Annotated in this window: 25 protein-coding genes; 2 read left to right on the forward strand and 23 right to left on the reverse strand. The window is 44.8% G+C overall.

From position 1 onward, the window contains the following. Positions 1 to 55: 55 nt before the first annotated feature. The gene (locus tag NI462_RS10800; protein ID WP_253160585.1) at positions 56 to 937 is read left to right on the forward strand and encodes a DMT family transporter; all 882 of its coding nucleotides are present in this window, start codon (positions 56 to 58) and stop codon (positions 935 to 937) included. A gap of 63 nt (positions 938 to 1,000) precedes the next feature. On the opposite strand, the gene NI462_RS10805 is transcribed toward NI462_RS10800, so the two are convergent. From NI462_RS10805 to NI462_RS10825, 5 genes are all read right to left on the reverse strand, one after another. Continuing rightward, the gene (locus NI462_RS10805) at positions 1,001 to 3,283 is read right to left on the reverse strand and encodes a TRAP transporter large permease subunit (protein WP_253160586.1); all 2,283 of its coding nucleotides are present in this window, start codon (positions 3,281 to 3,283) and stop codon (positions 1,001 to 1,003) included. A gap of 197 nt (positions 3,284 to 3,480) precedes the next feature. Further along, a complete protein-coding gene (gene rrtA, locus NI462_RS10810) occupies positions 3,481 to 4,053 on the reverse strand; it encodes a rhombosortase (protein ID WP_253160587.1) in 573 nt (190 codons plus the stop codon). 68 nt (positions 4,054 to 4,121) lie between these two features. After that, positions 4,122 to 5,162, reverse strand: coding sequence for a hypothetical protein (locus NI462_RS10815; RefSeq protein ID WP_253160588.1), 1,041 nt, complete (start codon positions 5,160 to 5,162; stop codon positions 4,122 to 4,124). Positions 5,163 to 5,696: 534 nt separating this feature from the next. Then, on the reverse strand, positions 5,697 to 6,083 hold the full coding sequence (locus NI462_RS10820) for a hypothetical protein (protein WP_004281482.1): 387 nt from the start codon (positions 6,081 to 6,083) through the stop codon (positions 5,697 to 5,699). Then, on the reverse strand, positions 6,076 to 6,333 hold the full coding sequence (locus tag NI462_RS10825; protein WP_004281484.1) for an FAD assembly factor SdhE: 258 nt from the start codon (positions 6,331 to 6,333) through the stop codon (positions 6,076 to 6,078). Before NI462_RS10825 ends, NI462_RS10820 begins: the two co-directional genes overlap by 8 nt. 183 nt (positions 6,334 to 6,516) lie before the next feature. Here NI462_RS10825 and NI462_RS10830 point away from each other — a divergent pair, with 183 nt between their 5' ends. Beyond that, entirely contained in the window at positions 6,517 to 7,689 is a 1,173-nt protein-coding gene (locus tag NI462_RS10830; protein ID WP_253160589.1) for an acyl-CoA dehydrogenase family protein, read from the forward strand. A 60-nt stretch (positions 7,690 to 7,749) separates the two neighbouring features. Here NI462_RS10830 and NI462_RS10835 read toward each other — a convergent pair whose 3' ends face one another. The 18 genes from NI462_RS10835 to rplN all read right to left on the reverse strand — a co-directional run bounded on the left by NI462_RS10835 (position 7,750) and on the right by rplN (position 17,884). Beyond that, positions 7,750 to 9,240 carry a flavin-containing monooxygenase gene (locus NI462_RS10835; protein ID WP_253160590.1) on the reverse strand — a complete coding sequence of 497 codons (1,491 nt, stop codon included), beginning with the start codon at positions 9,238 to 9,240 and terminating at the stop codon, positions 7,750 to 7,752. Positions 9,241 to 9,457: 217 nt separating this feature from the next. Further along, positions 9,458 to 9,823, reverse strand: a complete 366-nt coding sequence (rplQ, locus tag NI462_RS10840; protein WP_004281488.1) for a 50S ribosomal protein L17 — start codon at positions 9,821 to 9,823, stop codon at positions 9,458 to 9,460. A gap of 18 nt (positions 9,824 to 9,841) precedes the next feature. Further along, entirely contained in the window at positions 9,842 to 10,849 is a 1,008-nt protein-coding gene (locus NI462_RS10845; RefSeq protein ID WP_004281489.1) for a DNA-directed RNA polymerase subunit alpha, read from the reverse strand. Positions 10,850 to 10,865: 16 nt separating this feature from the next. Continuing rightward, entirely contained in the window at positions 10,866 to 11,492 is a 627-nt protein-coding gene (gene rpsD / locus NI462_RS10850) for a 30S ribosomal protein S4 (protein WP_004281490.1), read from the reverse strand. A gap of 12 nt (positions 11,493 to 11,504) precedes the next feature. Further along, entirely contained in the window at positions 11,505 to 11,891 is a 387-nt protein-coding gene (gene rpsK / locus NI462_RS10855; RefSeq protein ID WP_004281491.1) for a 30S ribosomal protein S11, read from the reverse strand. Positions 11,892 to 11,910: 19 nt separating this feature from the next. Further along, positions 11,911 to 12,267 carry a 30S ribosomal protein S13 gene (rpsM, locus tag NI462_RS10860; protein ID WP_004281492.1) on the reverse strand — a complete coding sequence of 119 codons (357 nt, stop codon included), beginning with the start codon at positions 12,265 to 12,267 and terminating at the stop codon, positions 11,911 to 11,913. Between the two features lie 105 nt (positions 12,268 to 12,372). Next, entirely contained in the window at positions 12,373 to 12,489 is a 117-nt protein-coding gene (rpmJ, locus tag NI462_RS10865) for a 50S ribosomal protein L36 (protein ID WP_000867907.1), read from the reverse strand. A 19-nt stretch (positions 12,490 to 12,508) separates the two neighbouring features. Next, positions 12,509 to 13,828: a preprotein translocase subunit SecY gene (secY, locus tag NI462_RS10870; RefSeq protein ID WP_171057005.1), complete on the reverse strand. Its 1,320-nt coding sequence runs from the start codon at positions 13,826 to 13,828 to the stop codon at positions 12,509 to 12,511. Positions 13,829 to 13,873: 45 nt separating this feature from the next. Then, positions 13,874 to 14,314, reverse strand: a complete 441-nt coding sequence (gene rplO, locus NI462_RS10875; protein WP_004281494.1) for a 50S ribosomal protein L15 — start codon at positions 14,312 to 14,314, stop codon at positions 13,874 to 13,876. Positions 14,315 to 14,317: 3 nt separating this feature from the next. Next, positions 14,318 to 14,494, reverse strand: coding sequence for a 50S ribosomal protein L30 (gene rpmD, locus NI462_RS10880; protein ID WP_004281495.1), 177 nt, complete (start codon positions 14,492 to 14,494; stop codon positions 14,318 to 14,320). Positions 14,495 to 14,500: 6 nt separating this feature from the next. Beyond that, complete coding sequence (rpsE, locus tag NI462_RS10885) at positions 14,501 to 14,998, reverse strand: 30S ribosomal protein S5 (protein WP_004281496.1); 498 nt, start codon at positions 14,996 to 14,998, stop codon at positions 14,501 to 14,503. Between the two features lie 2 nt (positions 14,999 to 15,000). After that, entirely contained in the window at positions 15,001 to 15,351 is a 351-nt protein-coding gene (gene rplR, locus NI462_RS10890; RefSeq protein WP_004281497.1) for a 50S ribosomal protein L18, read from the reverse strand. 14 nt (positions 15,352 to 15,365) lie between these two features. Next, positions 15,366 to 15,899 carry a 50S ribosomal protein L6 gene (rplF, locus tag NI462_RS10895; protein WP_004645059.1) on the reverse strand — a complete coding sequence of 178 codons (534 nt, stop codon included), beginning with the start codon at positions 15,897 to 15,899 and terminating at the stop codon, positions 15,366 to 15,368. Positions 15,900 to 15,912: 13 nt separating this feature from the next. After that, positions 15,913 to 16,308: a 30S ribosomal protein S8 gene (rpsH, locus tag NI462_RS10900; RefSeq protein ID WP_004281499.1), complete on the reverse strand. Its 396-nt coding sequence runs from the start codon at positions 16,306 to 16,308 to the stop codon at positions 15,913 to 15,915. Between the two features lie 12 nt (positions 16,309 to 16,320). After that, complete coding sequence (rpsN, locus tag NI462_RS10905) at positions 16,321 to 16,626, reverse strand: 30S ribosomal protein S14 (RefSeq protein ID WP_004732275.1); 306 nt, start codon at positions 16,624 to 16,626, stop codon at positions 16,321 to 16,323. 9 nt (positions 16,627 to 16,635) lie between these two features. Then, on the reverse strand, positions 16,636 to 17,172 hold the full coding sequence (gene rplE, locus NI462_RS10910) for a 50S ribosomal protein L5 (RefSeq protein ID WP_004645057.1): 537 nt from the start codon (positions 17,170 to 17,172) through the stop codon (positions 16,636 to 16,638). 16 nt (positions 17,173 to 17,188) lie between these two features. Next, a complete protein-coding gene (gene rplX, locus NI462_RS10915) occupies positions 17,189 to 17,506 on the reverse strand; it encodes a 50S ribosomal protein L24 (protein ID WP_004281502.1) in 318 nt (105 codons plus the stop codon). 9 nt (positions 17,507 to 17,515) lie between these two features. Further along, complete coding sequence (rplN, locus tag NI462_RS10920; RefSeq protein WP_004281503.1) at positions 17,516 to 17,884, reverse strand: 50S ribosomal protein L14; 369 nt, start codon at positions 17,882 to 17,884, stop codon at positions 17,516 to 17,518. Positions 17,885 to 17,900 lie beyond the last annotated feature (16 nt).

The following is a 17,900-nucleotide window of genomic DNA, read 5'->3' on the forward strand; positions in this document are numbered from 1 at the left end:
ATCTCGACAGCATTTCAGCTAGAATATCGTCAGATCTTCTAGCTCAGTTGTTTCCATGTCTGCCCCAGCCGCTCCGCATCTGCTTAAAGCCATTCTGTTACTGACCTGCTCTGCTTTTCTCTTTTCAGTTATGGGCGTGTGTATCCGTTATGCCTCAGCAACGGTTGATAACGCCACCGTGGTCTTCTTTCGCAATTTTGTCGGGCTGTTTATTTTCCTGCCCTTCATTTTCAATAAAGGCATTGGTTTTTTCAAAACTGAAAAACTATGGATGCACACCTGGCGCGCAGTAGTCGGCCTGACGGCCATGTACGGATTTTTCTATGCCATTGCCCATTTAAAACTCTCCAATGCCATGGTCTTCACCTACTCTTCCCCGATTTTTATTCCGCTGATTGCCTGGCTATTTCTTAAGGAAAAAATCACAGCAAGCATGTTAGTCGCGGCTGCAATTGGTTTCATCGGGGTACTCTGTGTTGCCAAACCGGATTCAGGTTTAATTAACCTGATGTCGGTCATTGGTTTGAGTGCGAGTTTTCTGGCGGCGATGGCGTTTGTCACGGTTCGGGCGCTGACTAAAACCGAGTCTCCGGAAAAAATCGTATTTTATTTCTGTTTTATTGGCACCCTGATTTCCGTGATTCCGATGTTTTGGCTATGGCGACCTTATACCCTGACAGAACTCAGCTATCTGATTACTGCCGGCATCCTGGCCAATTTCAGCCAACTGTTTATGTCCAATGCCTATAAGCTGGCTCCGGCAGGACAAATTGGGCCAGTCAACTATGTGGCGATTTTCTTTGCCGGCATGTGGGGCTTTCTGTTCTGGCAGGAAGTTCCGGATCTATATAGCCTGATCGGGCTGGGGCTGATTTTCTGTGCGATTCTGCTGTGTAGTCCGATCCTGCACAAGCGCCTGAATTCATCTAATATCTGATCAAAGAATTCAAATTAGATACAATAAAAAAGCACCCTAAGGTGCTTTTTTATTACTTTTCTTTTATTGATACCAGCCGAACAGCTTAAAGATATAAGGCACATAGGCAATGATCAGCATAGTAGGCAGCAATACAATCACTGGCAGAATCCAGCGTTCATAACGGTAGTAGAAAGACAGGTGGCGAACTTCTGCATCCGCTTCAGCCACTTCGGCATCGCCAATCGACTGTCTGGCCAGCAGATGATTCAGCGCAACCGGTGGCGTCACATAACCCAGCTCAAAACCAATCAGGGTAATCATCCAGAAATGTACCGGATGAATGCCATATTGATAGGCCACTGGCGCAACGGTCGCGGAAATCAGAATGACCGCGCCAAATGGATCCATAATCATCCCGACAAAAATCATCAAGCCGACAATCAGTGAAATTACCAAAATGGTACTGCTGATATCGGTCGGAAAGGCTTCCATAATTTCAATACGTTCCAGCAAGCCACCCACACTCACTGAAAGTGCCATTAGGATGACCAGAGCACCAATATGTCCCACGGTCTCACTAGTAGAAATATGCATGGACTTCCAGAAACCGACATTACGCAAAATTTCAGTCGCTTTTGAACGCTGCACAGTATGATCAACCACCAGTTCTTTGCCTGGTTGTTCACTATGTTCAGCCTCACGATATTCTGCATTGGCTGCGGCACCGGCTGTCGCCAGTTCAGGTGCCGATCTTGAGTTTAAAGTTGCGGTCAAAGTTTCATCCCAATGCCCCACTGCCGGCAACGGCGCAGGTTCATGACGCAACTTGTCGAACAAGACAATCATCAGCAGGATGACTGGCATCATCACTGGTGCGGTAAATTCATTCAGGTCAGTCGACAAGGCATATTTATAGAATAACCAGATCAGAATGAAAATCACGATATATGGAATAATCGCAATGAAGGCGCGACCGGATTGAGGAGCAGCCACAATAGGTGCAGCAATCCGGAATTTGTTTTCTGCAAAGAATAAGGAAATCACCAGAAATAAAGTCGAACTGAGCAGGAAGACATAAATCCCGTAGTGATAGAGTAAGTCGGTGGTCACTTCTTTATTCAGTGATGCCACAACGACAATCAGCAAGCAAGGACGTAAAACCACGCCCAGTGAACCAGACATTGCAGTGGCGGCCAATGCAAACTGACGGCGTCCGCCCGCATTCCAGACTTCCTTATAAATAATCGCACCTGCGGCAATTACGAAAATCCCTGATGCTCCGGTATAGGCGGTCGGTAATGCAGCTGCCAGCAAGATTAACCAGGTCAGGGTTTCAGGGGCCAGATTCCAAGGACGCAGAATGTTCAGGAACATGTCCACGACACGGGTCTGTTTCAGCAACATACCGGCCCAGATAAACAAGGCCAGATTCAGGAAGATACTGGAAAACTCTACCAATTGACCGAGGTAAATCCCCTGTCCCATTGGATAGTCCATAAAGAAGGTGAAATTTATTCCGGTGGTAATAGCCATATAGGCATATAGCGGTACACTCAGAAAGGCCAGACCAAAACTGCCGCCCTCACGCGTCGGTTTCGGTTGTTTGATCACCTGATACAAGCTGATCAGGGTGAGTGCGCTGAACAGAATCATCCACAACCAGTAGATGTATTTCATCTCCCCCATCGGCACGCCCGAGTTCAATACGGACTGATATTGGCTATAGGATGAAAATGCCAGGAAAGCATTAGCGACCAGCATGGCGACCGAATAAACTTTAAAGTCGATACGCGTGCTCGGGCTACGCAAACCAATATGATGGGTTTTTAGAGTGGCACTGATCGCAGCAAAGACCACCATGATGACCAGAAGCAAAGCCCGGTTTTCCGTACCAAACTTGAAGATGCCAAAGAAAGAAGTTTCAAAGGTCCGATAAGCCCGAATACTTGGATGATCTTCCACATGTTGAATGGCTTTATCATAAAACAGGTAGGATTCTTCACAGACCTGTTGTGCCTGTAACACCGCAGCACGGACATCCGCTTCCGAACGCACCCCGAAGAAATCGGCATATTCATCGGCTGCATCGGCTTTCATCTGCTGCTGAACGCGTTGATCGACATTAATATTGCGTTCACATTGTGGACGCGTCGGCTCAGCCCTTAAAAATGAATATTGCATTCCTGTTGCCGGATCACCGTAAATACGCTCACCCATACGCAGCAACTGGCCGTGAATCATTTCCCCAGTGCCAATAATTAAAGTGAGCAAAAGTAAAACCAGCACGACGAAGGTCGAGATCCACTCTGTCCATATATAACGCAACAGACCTAATCCTGATCTGTTTTGATCATCATTTTGCATGTGTATTCCTATTTTTATTTTAGCGGCCTGATGCTTGGTCTAGGACGCTGATCTTCCCTTTTGCCTCGAAAATTCCTTTTCAAAGGTCAGGATCTTTATTCTATGTTTTGACTTTGCATGAAAATTGGCACAATAAAAATGACAATTTATATTTTCTTTTTGTATTTTCTGCCAAGTAAATTATTTATCCCTGCACTTTAATTATCCCGAAAATAATTACTCACAATATAGATCAGCGCCAGAATCACACCCCAAATCACCCCAAGTAAATGTGCCTCAACCAAAACCGGACTGCCGATCAGCTGCGCCGTTCCGACATTGCCAATGGTGTTTTCCCAGACCAGTTTGACAAAAATCAAAAATAACACCAGCGCCGCAAAGCCGCGTTCCCGCTTATACAGCAAATGCACACAGGCCACTGCTACGTAGGCGCCATGCAGTACGCCTGACAAGCCGGCATAGGCTTCAATATTGGGTAAGAAAAAATAAAAACTTAAACTGATCAACGGTGGCAAGATCAGTAAAATGGCACAGAAATGCCAGACGGTGGCGCGTGGAAAAATGAAAGGCAAACAGAGAAAGGCGAGAATATTCAGAAAATAATGAATCCAGCCCACATGCACCCAATGCGCTGTCCAGAGTCGCCAAAATTCACCTAACAGGCTCTCTTGCCAGTAGATGAAATGATCCTGAAAAATTTGCAGACATGCAGAGAGAGAGACAAAAGCCGCTAGAAAAATAATTTTTCGTCGAAAATGTTGATCTAGCATCGGCCTGTTGTCCTCCCCCGACCATCTAGTTTGACTTCATCCCTGAAGATTTATACATAGTATCTGCATTACAGATCCGCACTGAACAGATCATCGAGCTCAGAAGAACTGTCGGATTCATCCCAGAAACGTTGCATGCCATCATCGCCACTACGTATACCGGTATTTTCTGTCCAGTAACGATCTGATATGCCACTGACCATAATCGCAGCCATGCTGTCGATCAGCTTGAATTGCGGATTGACCGGCTTTTCCTCAGTACGTGCCTGAGCAAAGGTTTTTAAGGCATCGCGGACTTTGGCATCATCACCACTGGCCTGAGCCGCTACAGCGTACAAGGCATGAGATAAACGTACACCTTTTTGCTCACCAATTTGTGTAGATTGTTTTAAGGTTTGGTAAGGATCAGGTTTACCATCTCCTGCGCCTGGCAATAAGGTCCATATCACCGCACGAGTAGCATTCGGAGCACCCCAGAATTTCGCGTTATCCAGACACACCATGCCGCGTTCAACCACGGCAGCAATATCTTTCGGTACATGCACTGCACCACCTGAGTTAATATCATTGGTCATGGCCTGCAAGCCACTGAGCATACCCAGCAGATAAACCGTTTGCTCGATGTCACTATTCATGCGCGGGCATTCTTCACCTAGGGCTTTTTGGTATTTCTTTTCATAACGGCTCTGGAACAGTTGATAACCGGTATATTGACGCTGTGCTGCCAGTGCCGCCCAGCGCTTCTGCTCAATTCGGGCATCTTGAGCTTCTGCCACCTGATTGGTTTTTGAAGCACGTAGATAGCGTAACTCGGCTTCCAGCGCTTTCTGCTCGGCACAAATACCGGCAGCCGAATACATCAGCACGGCCACCCGCGTTGGATCTGCACCCATTTCTTTGGTCGCCATAATGGCCGGCGTTAAAGAATTCCCTGAATTACACACCATTTCAGCATCATCCATCGCTAAAATCGGCGGTACAATATGGTTTTCGGTGAAACCCAGTGCAACATTGGCACCGGTTTTAATGACCTGAGAACACCCCGTCAAAACTGTTGTTGTTATTGCAATGGTCGCCATACCTTGGCATATTTTACGGACGTCTGACATTTTCCTGTCCTCTATAATTGTGATTATGTCCATCTTTCTGCTAAAGATATCAGAAGCATTTTGTGAATAAAAGAGTATTTACTCTAATTTAGACGAGACACTTTGCCATTAAATAGCCGCACTGCAATTGACTGTATTTAGAAGAATACCAAATTTTGGGCAAAAAAAAGTAGCATTGCGACGGTTCAGCACATGCTACTTATTAACTGTACAAGCAGAAAAATAATAAACCCTGCTCGATTAAGATGAAAATTTATCCTTCAACACTGTCCCGAGTCGTCCGATCACCAGCGTTAAAACAATCGCTACGATCAGAAACATCCATACTGGAAATTCCATTAAGGTCTCCCGTAGTTGCTGTTGGTGAGTTAAATGTACAGGCTAAAAATAAAACATAGGGAATAAATTGTCAGACAATTCCTCTAAGTCATGGATTAACCTTGATTTCTGTCTGACAATAAAAATAGGAATTTGGCCTAAATATTTGTTTTATGAGCATTTTAATTAAATCATTAAAATGCGTTTGTTTTACAACTAAATTAATTTAGTCAATAATTTTAAGGATTTCCATTGTTTGAAGGGCAATTGATCACACCAGATCAATAAAGGTCGCGCCTTGGCATGCTGGAAATACACCACAATATACGCCTGATGATCAATTACGTGACTAATACATACCCGACGAGTCGGTCGTGCTTTGGTAGTCAATGACCATTCACGTCCATCCAGATATTCAAACTGCTCAATCTGTGGTGTCTTGCGGTAAAACAGCTGATAAATCACCAAGCCTATGACAGCGCACACTGCCCAAAGTGCAATCGGCAATAACTGATACAACAGATACATCAGCAGTGCAAAAATAAAAAGCTGAAACGCCAATGCACAGAGACTGCGTTTCAGCTTAAAGCAACGATTATCCATGAACGTAAAATTTAAGCTTCTTGATAAAATCTTTTAGTTCAGGACGCGGCGGCTCAGACACTTCCATAAACCAGTCCAGCAAATCCGGGTCTTCCTGCTCAACCAGCTCTGCAAACATCTGTTTTTCGAAAGGCTCAGCATTCAGGTAATGGTTTTTTACGTAGGGATCAAAATATACATCCAGTTCTTTTAGACCACGACGCGCACGATAAATCACTTTGCGCTCTTCTAAGCTGATGTCATCAGTCATCGAATTTCCCCAACTCGTTATAAACCCGAATAGTTTACCTGAAGCGCTGGCTGAATTTCGAGGGATTTCATAGAAATGACCAAAAGCATCAGCAGATTGAAGTCATTTGAACATTCCGCTCATTGCTGCTGATCTTGGCATGGCCTAAGTTAAACCAAACAGATCAAAATAAGGAATAACAAGATGCAATCTGCAGCCATTCGCCCACTCGCTCCGATGCTGCCGCGCCAACTCTTTACTGCCGAACATGAGGCTTTTCGCGAGACGGTACGTAAATTTTATGAGAAAGAAGTCATTCCACATACCGAGCGTTATGAAAGCCAGCAGCATGTAGATCGAGAGCTATGGAATAAAGCCGGTGAGCTTGGATTGCTCTGCGCTACCATGCCTGAGGAATATGGCGGATCTGGCGTAGACCGGTTGTATAGCATGATTTTGATTGAGGAACAGGCCTATGCCGGAGATTCAGCGACCGGATTTTCATTGCATTCGGATATTGTTGCCAATTATCTGCTGAACTTTGGTAATGAAGCTCAAAAACAGCAATGGCTACCCAAAATGGCGTCTGGAGAAGTCGTCACCGCGATCGCCATGACCGAACCGGGAACTGGCTCTGACCTGCAAGCAGTGCGTACATCGGCAATACTGGATGGCGATGACTATTTGATTAATGGTTCCAAGATTTTTATTACCAATGGCTATCTCTGTGATATGGCCATCGTGGTTTGTAAAACTGGCAATAATGATAAAGGTTCAGCCAATCTGTCATTGATTATGGTAGAAGCAGAGCGTGCCGGATTTAGTAAAGGCAAGCCGCTGAATAAAATTGGCATGAAAGGTCAGGATACCTGCGAACTGTTCTTTGACAATGTCCGGGTGCCCAAAGAAAACCTGCTCGGTCTGGAAGGCATGGGCTTTATGATGCTGATAAAAGAGCTAGCTTGGGAACGCCTGATTGTGGCGATTATCTGTCAGGCAGGCGCTGAAGCCGCTTTCGCACATACAGTGAAATATACCAAGGAACGTCAGGCATTTGGCAAGAGCATCAGCCATTTTCAAAATACCCGTTTTAAACTGGCAGAACTACGTACCGAGATCGATATCTGCCGCACTTATCTGGATCGTTGTATGCAGCTGCAACTCAAGCACGAACTAGGCGTAGATGCCGCTGCTGCGGCCAAATACAAGATTTCAGAAATGTATAGCAAAGTCGTAGATGAATGTCTGCAATTGCATGGTGGCTATGGATATATGCTGGAATATCCGATTGCCCGGGCTTATATCGATAACCGTGCCAACCGGATTTATGCGGGTACCAACGAAATCATGAAAGAACTCATCGCGCGCTCACTGTAAAACCGACACATAAAAAAGGAGTCTCTCAGGACTCCTTTTTCTGTATGCAAAAATATAACTTTAAGAGACCAAACGCGGTTTATGCTTTAAAGCATTGCTGTTTTTTCTAAATTTCAGTACACCATCTTCAAACGAAGCCTGTTTGAGCTCCTTACGGTCTGCCAGATAATTATTGCTGACTTTCCATGGAGCATGTTTACCCTGCTTTGGCATCACGTCTGCAGCCCGGGCAATATAGCCCGAACTGAGGCTGCCCATGACAGTATCCTGAAGTAATTCACTCTGATCTCCCTGAGCAATCACCTCTGTATAACCTTGCTGATCCATATAGTTCAACAGACGGCAAATATATTCTGCTGCAATGTCGACTTTAAGCGTCCAGGAGGCATTGATATAGCCAATAATTAGTGCCATATTCGGTATATCACTGACCATAATGCCTCTGTACAGCATATGCTGTGAGGTATCGATAGGCTGACCATCCATCGTCGCCTGAATCCCACCGAGAATTTGGATATTCAGACCCGTAGCAGAGACAATAATATCAGCCTCCAGATGTTGACCCGATTTCAGCTGAATTCCCGTTTCGGTAAAGGTTTCTATCTGATCCGTTGCAACTGATGCCCGCCCTTCACGTAAAATTTTAAACAGATCCCCATCTGGCACCACACACAGACGCTGATCCCAAGGTTCATAATTCGGGGTAAAGTGCTTCATGTCCACTTTACCTTTTAGCTGAAGTTGCACCGATTTAAGCAAAAGCGATTTTAATAATTTTGGCTGTTTCTGTGCCAAAGCATAAATCCCGCGCTGCATGCCGATATTACGCGCACGTGTCAGCTTGTAAGCGACCTCCTCGGGCAGATATTTACGCATTTTTGAATAAATAAAATCGACCGAGGGTACAGAAGCAATATAAGTTGGGGAACGTTGCAACATGGTGACATGCCCTGCTCCACCTTTCACCATCGCAGGAACCAAGGTAATCGCGGTCGCACCACTGCCAATGATGACCACTTTTTTGCCTTTATAGTTTAAATTTTCCGGCCAATGTTGCGGATGAATAAATTCACCTTTGAATGCATCTTGATTTGGAAACTCCGGCTGAAAACCCTGATCATAATTATAATAACCGGTACAACCCAGTACAAAGTTGGCGATCCAGATCTGCTTCTTACCGTGTGCATCCTCGATCTCTACTGACCATTTGCAGGTTGTAGAATCATAATTGGCACTTAAGACCCGATGCTGAAAATGGATTTTCGACTTTAGCTTAAACTCAGCCACCACTTCAGTCAGATAATTTTTGATGGATGCGCCATCGGCAAGCACGCTTTCTTTCTTCCAGGGTTTGAAATTAAAACCAAAAGTCGACATATCCGAATCAGAACGGATGCCCGGATATTTGAACAGATCCCAAGTTCCGCCAATGCTTTCGCGGCGTTCAATAATCTCAAAAGAGCGTTGCTGACAATGTTTAGAAAGATGTGCTGCCAGACCAATCCCCGAGATCCCCGCACCCACAATTAAAATATCTACCTGCTTTTCCATGTTGTTCTTTTACCTAAGCGATGCTATCTGTTTTTATTAAATCACAAAACTGACAATACACAATGTCAAGTTCATTAAAAAGCCACTATTTTTTTATCTTTTCAGGCCAGATCAGTTATGTTGAACTCAATCACTTTAAATTAAAATATACAGGCATTAAAAAAGGCCGGTTTATTCAACCGACCTTTTCGAACAACTTGCGTTATTCTTCACGAAATTAGTTAACTTCGCGATCTACTAGCTCAACGTAAGCCATCGGTGCAGCATCACCTGCACGGAAGCCCGCTTTAAGAACACGTAGATAACCGCCGTTACGCTCTTTGTAACGAGGGCCAAGAACGGTAAATAATTTACCAACAGTTGCTGCTGAACGAGTACGAGCAAACGCCAAACGACGGTTTGCTACTGTATCGTTTTTAGCTAAAGTGATTAAAGGCTCAGCTACACGACGTAACTCTTTTGCTTTAGGCACAGTTGTTTTGATCAACTCGTGCTCGAACAAAGAGTTAGCCATGTTTTGGAACATCGCTTTACGATGACTGCTTGTACGGCCTAATTTCACACCACTATTACGATGACGCATGGTGATAGTCCTACTTAATTAACGGCTACGATAGGCGAAACGATCGTCCATACGGAGACTAGCCGGTGGCCAGTTCTCTAAACGCATGCCGAGTTGTAAGCCTTTAGAAGCCAGAACATCTTTGATCTCAGTAAGCGATTTTTTACCCAAGTTAGGAGTTTTAAGCAACTCAACTTCGGTACGCTGTACAAGATCACCAATGTAGTAAATGTTTTCTGCTTTCAAACAGTTAGCAGAACGAACAGTTAGCTCTAGATCATCTACTGGGCGAAGCAAGATTGGGTCAACTTCTTCACGAGGCTCTTGAGCAACAGGTGCTTGATCTTTCTGAAGGTCAACGAAGATCGCAATTTGTTGCTGCAAAATAGTTGCAGCTTTGCGGATCGCTTCTTCAGGATCTACAGTACCGTTAGTTTCAAGATCAATGATCAGTTTATCAAGGTCAGTACGTTGTTCTACACGCGCGTTTTCCACGGTGTATGAAACACGTTTGATTGGGCTGTAAGACGCATCTAACTGCAAGCGACCCACTGGGCGAGTTTCGCCTTCAGGGAAGCGTGAATCAGAAGTCTCGTAGCCACGACCTTGAGCCACTTTCAGACGCATTTTCAATGAGCCTGAGGCACTTAAAGTACCGATCAAATGTTCAGGGTTAACCACTTCAACATTATGAGGTAAACGAAGGTCAGCCGCAGTTACGTCGCCTGCACCTTGTTTCTCTAATGTTAAATAAGCTTCATTTTGATCGAACAGCTTAATCGACAATCCTTTTAGGTTCAGCAAGAGCTCGACGATGTCCTGCTGCAAGCCTTCCAAAGTACTGTACTCGTGCTCGACCCCTTCAATCTCAACTTCTACCACAGCTGCGCCAGGTAGAGAAGAAAGAAGGATGCGACGTAAAGCATTACCAAGAGTATGACCAAAGCCACGCTCTAATGGTTCTAGAATAACTTTTGCCGAGGTCCCGCTTGCCGCTTCGACCTTGATCGCTTGCGGAGTTAGAAACTCATTTGCAGTACGCGTCATATTGCTTCCTCAAGGATTATTTAGAATACAATTCTACAATCAAGCTTTCGTTGATTTCAGCAGGTAAATCAGAACGATCCGGTGCAGCTTTGAACGTACCTTCTAATTTAGAATGGTCGATTTCCATCCAAGAAGGCATGCCACGTTGAGTAGCTAATTCAATTGCGTTTTTGATACGTAATTGTTGCTTAGCGCCTTCGTGAACTGCGATCACATCACCCGCTTTAACTTGGATAGACGCAATGTTAACACGACGGCCATTCAAAGTGATGCTACGGTGAGATACTAACTGACGAGCTTCTGCGCGAGTAGAACCGAAACCCATACGATAAACAACGTTATCAAGACGGCTTTCAAGTAGCTTCAACAGGTTTTCACCAGTTGCGCCTTTAACACGAGCAGCTTCTTTATAGTAGTTACTAAATTGACGCTCTAAAACACCGTACATGCGACGTACTTTTTGTTTTTCACGTAATTGTAGTGAGTACTCAGATTGTTTACCACCACGAGCCCCGCCGTGTTGGCCAGGAACTTTCGCATGTTTTTTTGTCTTAACATCAAACGGTTTAACGCCTGATTTAAGTTGCAGGTCTGTCCCTTCGCGACGAGAGAGTTTGCATTTTGGACCAATATAACGAGCCATGAATGTTTCTCCTTACACGCGACGTTTTTTAGGTGGACGGCAACCGTTGTGCGGGATTGGCGTCACATCGGTAATGCTGTTAATTTTATAACCCACTGCACCTAAAGCACGAACCGCAGATTCACGACCAGGACCAGGACCTTTTACAAGGACGTCCAAGTTTTTCAAACCGTAGTCTAAAGCAGCTTTACCAGCAACTTCAGCAGCTACCTGAGCAGCGAACGGAGTTGATTTACGTGATCCACGGAAGCCTTGTCCACCTGAAGTGGCCCAAGCCAGTGCATTACCTTGACGATCGGTAATAGTCACAATGGTGTTATTAAAAGAAGCGTGAATGTGTGCGACACCTTCAGAGACGGTACGAGTGACCTTCTTGCGTGCGCGAGTATCTTTAGCCATCTTTTAGCTTCCAGAAATCTTATTTCTTAATAGGTTTGCGCGGACCTTTACGGGTACGAGCGTTAGTTTTGGTGCGTTGACCGCGGACAGGCAAGCTGCGACGATGACGAAGACCGCGGTAGCAGCCTAAATCCATTAAACGTTTAATGTTCATGGAAATTTCGCGACGTAAATCACCTTCGGTCGGAACCTTAGCAACTTCTGCACGAATCGCATCAAGCTGAGCGTCATCTAATTCACGGATCTTAGTAGTTGGAGCAATACCAGCAGCAGCTAAGATAGCTTTTGAAGTATGGCGACCAATACCAAAGATATACGTTAGAGAGATAACAGCGTGCTTGTTATCCGGAATGTTTACACCGGCAATACGAGCCATTCAATTTTCTCCAAAAAGGCAGTAGATAATCAACCGCCCCACAAAAATCTTGAGGGGCGGATAATAACCTAATTCGCCTACAGAAATCAACAGGTCTTAATCAGATTAACCTTGACGCTGCTTATGACGAGGTTCTGCGCTACAAATTACGCGGATAACCCCATTACGACGGATAACTTTACAGCTACCACAAATTTTCTTAACAGAAGCTTGTACTTTCATGATGAAACCTCAAGTGCGCTTATCCCTTAGGATGAGCAGTCGTTTTTCTCATTAACGTTTGATTATCGTATTGGTGCGAAGTGAGGTGTGATTGCAGCTGAGCCATAAAGTCCATCACTACCACCACAACAATCAGCAAAGAGGTACCACCCAAATAGAATGGAATACCAAATGAACTTTGCAATACCATCGGCATCAAACAAATGACTGCGATGTAAATCGCGCCAATAAAGGTCAAACGATTGAGAATATGATCTAAGTAACGAGCAGTTTGCTCACCTGGACGTATACCAGGCACGTAAGCTCCGCTGCGTTTCAAGTTCTCTGACACTTCTTTAGGACTAAATACCAGTGCTGTATAGAAGTAACAGAAAAAGATAATTAACGCACCAAAGAGCACCAAATACAACGGCTGACCAGGCGACAATACCAATGCTACATCTTGCAGGCTACGCTTAATAAATCCAGCATTTGGATCTGCACTACCCACCCACTGACCTAAGCTCGCAGGGAACAAAAGCAATGAGCTGGCAAAAATTGCCGGAATCACACCCGCCATATTAATTTTTAATGGCAAATGTGTCTGCTGTGCAGTAAATACACGACGACCTTGTTGTTTTTGAGCATAGTTTACCGGAATACGACGTTGCGCTTTCTCGATAAACACGATCGCTGCCAAAACACCCAGAGACAACAAACCAAAAATCACCAAGCCAATCAGGCTGGTCTGGCCATTATCTACAGATGAGAAAGATTGCATAATCAGATTAGGCAATCCGGCAACAATACCCGCGAAGATGATCATGGAAATACCATTTCCCACCCCACGCTCGGTAATCTGTTCACCCAACCACATCAAGAACATGGTCCCCGCAACCAGTGAGGTTACTGCAGGAACATAAAAAGCCAAACCAGTATTCAGGGTAATCCCCTGACTGATCAGGCCTGCACACATACCTACCGCCTGTACCAGCGCTAAGAACAATGTACCTTGTCGTGTATATTGATTAATTTTACGTTTGCCTTGCTCGCCTTCTTTCTTTAAAGCTTCCAGCGAAGGAACCACAGTTGACATTAACTGCACGATAATCGATGCAGAGATGTATGGCATGATCCCGAGAGCAAGAATAGACATTCGTTCTAATGCACCACCAGAGAACATGTTAAACAAACCAAGGATGGTACCTTGGTTTGCATTAAACAAGTTTTCTAACGCAGCATTATTGATGCCTGGTACTGGAATATGCGCTCCTAGTCGAAACACCAACAACGCACCAATGAGAAACATCATTCGACGAATAATTTCACGGTATTTCACATGAAATGGTTGGCCTTTCATCATGTTGACATGACCTGAAGAACTAGGAGTCATAGACACTGGGGATTACTCCTCGACTTTGCCGCCAGCAGCTTCAACAGCAGCTTTAGCGCCTTTAGTCAATGCAACACCTTGAACAGTGAATGCACGAGTAATTTCACCAGAAAGTACGATACGAGCACGGATCATGTCTTTACGTACAACGTTCGCAGCTTTTAAAGTTTCAAGAGACACGATGTCACCTTCAACTTTAGCAAGCTCAGATAAACGTACTTCAGCAGTTTTCAAAGCCAATTGGCTAGTGAAGCCGAATTTAGGCAAACGACGATAAAGTGCTGTTTGACCGCCTTCGAAACCTGGACGAGTACCACCGCTCTTACGTGAATTTTGACCTTTGACACCACGGCCACCAGTCTTACCAACGCCAGAACCGATACCACGGCCTAAACGAAGGTTGTCACGTTTAGCACCTTCTGCAGGTGCAATTGTATTTAAACGCAGAGTCATGGCTTATTCCTCTACACTAACCATATAGTAGACTTGGTTGATCATACCACGGTTAGAAGGTGTATCTAACACTTCTACAGTATGACCAATACGACGCAGACCTAAACCTTGCAGGCTAAGCTTGTGATTTTTCAAGCGGTGCGATGCAGATTTAGTCTGGGTAACTTTAATCGTTTTCATGATTGATTACCCTTGAATTTGTTCTACTGAAAGACCACGTTTCGCAGCAACCTTTTCAGGAGTAGTCATATCACGCAAACCATTGAAAGTTGCGTTTACTACGTTAGCAGCGTTAGTAGAACCACGGCATTTAGTCAACACGTTACGTACGCCTACAGCTTCTAGAACTGCACGCATAGCGCCACCAGCAATTACACCTGTACCTTCAGAGGCAGGCTGCATGAATACGCGGCTAGCGCCGTGACGTGCATGAATTGGGTGCTGTAACGTACCATCAACAAGGTCAACAGTAATCATATTGCGACGAGCAGCTTCAAGTGCTTTAGAGATAGCAGCTGGAACTTCACGTGCTTTACCACGACCAAAACCTACGCGACCATTACCATCACCCACAACAGTTAATGCTGTGAAAGAGAAGATACGACCACCCTTAACAACTTTGGCTACACGATCAACGGCAACCAGCTTTTCAACAAGACCTTCGTTTTGTTCAACTTTAGCCATGATTAGAACTCCAAGCCGTTTTCACGAGCAGCATCAGCCAAGGCTTTGATACGACCATGATATTTAAAACCAGAACGGTCAAATGCAACTTTAGTAACACCAGCTGCTTTAGCGCGTTCTGCGATTAAAGCACCTACTTTTTGAGCTGCTTCAACGTTACCAGTTGTACCCGCACGTAGAGTAGCGTCTAAAGTAGAAGCTTGCGCTAATACTTTGCCACCATCTGCAGAGATAACTTGAGCATAGATGTGACGCGGAGTGCGGTTTACACACAAACGAGTCGCACCCAATGCACGGATGTGCAAGCGTGTGCTTTTCGCACGACGCAAACGGGATTGTTTCTTTTCGTTCATAAGAACCTCGCGCCTTATTTCTTCTTAGCTTCTTTACGAAGTACAACTTCGTCAGAATAACGAACACCTTTGCCTTTATATGGCTCTGGTGGACGGTAACCACGGATATCTGCAGCAACCTGTCCTAAAGCTGCTTTATCAGCAGACTTAAGAATGATTTCAGTTGCAGTTGGAGTTTCAGCAGTTACACCTGCAGGAAGTGCATAATCGATCGGGTGAGAGAAACCAAGGTTAAGATGAACAACGTCACCTTTAACCGCAGCTTTATAACCAACACCGATAAGCTGTAACTTACGTTCGAAACCTTCGCTAACACCTTTTACAAGGTTGTTAAGCACAGCGCGAGCAGTACCAGCTTGCATCCAAGCGTCTTTCGACTCTTGTACTGGAGCAATAGCTAGAATACCGTCTTCCTGTTTAAGCTCGACCAGCGCATGCAGGTTGAAAGACAATGTACCTTTAGTGCCTTTCACTTCGACCTGCCGGCCGTTCTGAGTAACTGTTACACCGTTAGGTACAGTTACTGGGGCTTTAGCCACACGAGACATGAGGAATCACCTATTAAGAAACAAAAGCAATAACTTCACCACCAACGCCTGCAGCACGTGCAGCGCGATCAGTCATGATGCCTTTGCTTGTAGAAACAATTGCAATACCTAAACCTTGCTTAACGCTCGGAAGTGCATCTTTACCGCGATACTGACGTAGACCTGGACGGCTTACGCGCTTCACAGTTTCGATAACTGGTTTGCCTTCGAAATACTTTAAAGTTAAAGTAAGAGTTGGTTTGCCTTCAGCATCCGCAACTTCTACGTTTGAAATATAACCTTCTTGTTGAAGCAAGTTAGCAATTGCTACCTTCAACTTAGAATTAGGCATAGAAACAGTTTGTTTCTTTGCCATTTGTGCGTTACGAACACGTGTTAGCATGTCGGCAACGGTATCTTGCATACTCATCTATAGTGCTCCTTACCAGCTTGCCTTAACAACGCCAGGTACATCACCTTGCATTACTGTTTCACGTAATTTGTTACGGCTTAAACCGAACTTACGGAAGTAACCATGAGGACGACCAGTTAAACCACAACGGTTACGTAGACGTACTGGAGATGCATTACGTGGTAATGCTTGTAATTTCATCATCGCTTCGAAACGTTCTTCGTCTGATGCATTTACGTTTGCAATAACAGCTTTTAATTCAGCACGTTTTGCAGCGTATTTAGCAACAGTAGCTTCGCGTTTCAATTCGCGATTAATCATACCTTTCTTAGCCATATCGACCTCTTATTTGAACGGGAAGCCGAATGCACGCATAAGCGCACGGCCTTCGTCATCGGTGCGAGCAGTCGTAGTAATGGTAATATCCATACCACGAATACGATCAATCTTGTCAAAATCGATTTCAGGGAACATGATTTGTTCCTTAAGACCCATTGAGTAGTTACCACGACCGTCGAATGATTTCGCAGAGAAACCACGGAAGTCACGGATACGAGGGATCGCAATCGAGATCAAACGGTCCAAGAATTCGTACATACGTTCGCCGCGTAAAGTAACTTTACAACCGATCGGCCAACCATCACGGATTTTAAAACCAGCGATTGATTTACGAGCTAACGTAAGTACTGGTTTTTGACCAGCGATAGCTTGCATATCTGAAAGAGCACCATCAAGGAGTTTTTTGTCGGCAGCAGCTGCGCCAACACCCATGTTGATCGTGATTTTAGTGATGCGAGGAATCTCCATCACATTCTTAACGCCCAATACTTCTTGTAATTGAGCTTTAAGTTCGTCGTTGTAACGTGTTTTAAGTCTGGCCATGGCCTATATCAACCTATTACTTCGCTACCGCCACTGATTCACCATTTGATTTGAATACGCGAGTTTTCACGCCATCAATCACTTGGTAACCAACACGGTCAGCCTTTTGGGTTGTAGCATTAAAAACTGCCACGTTTGAAATATGAAGCGAAGCTTCCTGAGTTACAACGCTACCTTCAGCGCCTGTAGCACGGTTCGGCTTCTGATGCTTCTTCACCAAGTTAAGGCCTTCAACCTTAACACGGTCATTAGAAACAGACAGAACAGTACCCTGTTTGCCTTTTTCTTTACCTGCGATCACAATTACTTGATCGCCTTTTTTAATCTTAGCCATGATCGCCTCTTATAGAACTTCAGGAGCCAATGAAATAATTTTCATGAACTGTTCAGTACGAAGTTCACGAGTCACTGGTCCGAAAATACGAGTTGCAATCGGCGCTTTGTTGTTGTTCAAAATAACAGCAGCGTTATCGTCGAAACGAATCACTGAACCGTCTGCACGACGGATACCGAATTTTGTACGAACCACAACCGCATTCATCACGTCACCTTTTTTAACACGTGCGCGTGGAATTGCTTCTTTTACAGTAACTTTAATAATGTCGCCAACAGAAGCATAACGACGATGCGAGCCACCAAGTACTTTAATACATTGTACGCGGCGTGCACCACTGTTGTCTGCTACGTCGAGCATAGTTTCGGTCTGAATCATTGCCCTACTCCAAAAC

This window comes from Acinetobacter lwoffii, from assembly GCF_024129715.1.
In the GTDB taxonomy this organism is placed as follows: Bacteria; Pseudomonadota; Gammaproteobacteria; order Pseudomonadales; family Moraxellaceae; genus Acinetobacter; species Acinetobacter lwoffii_U.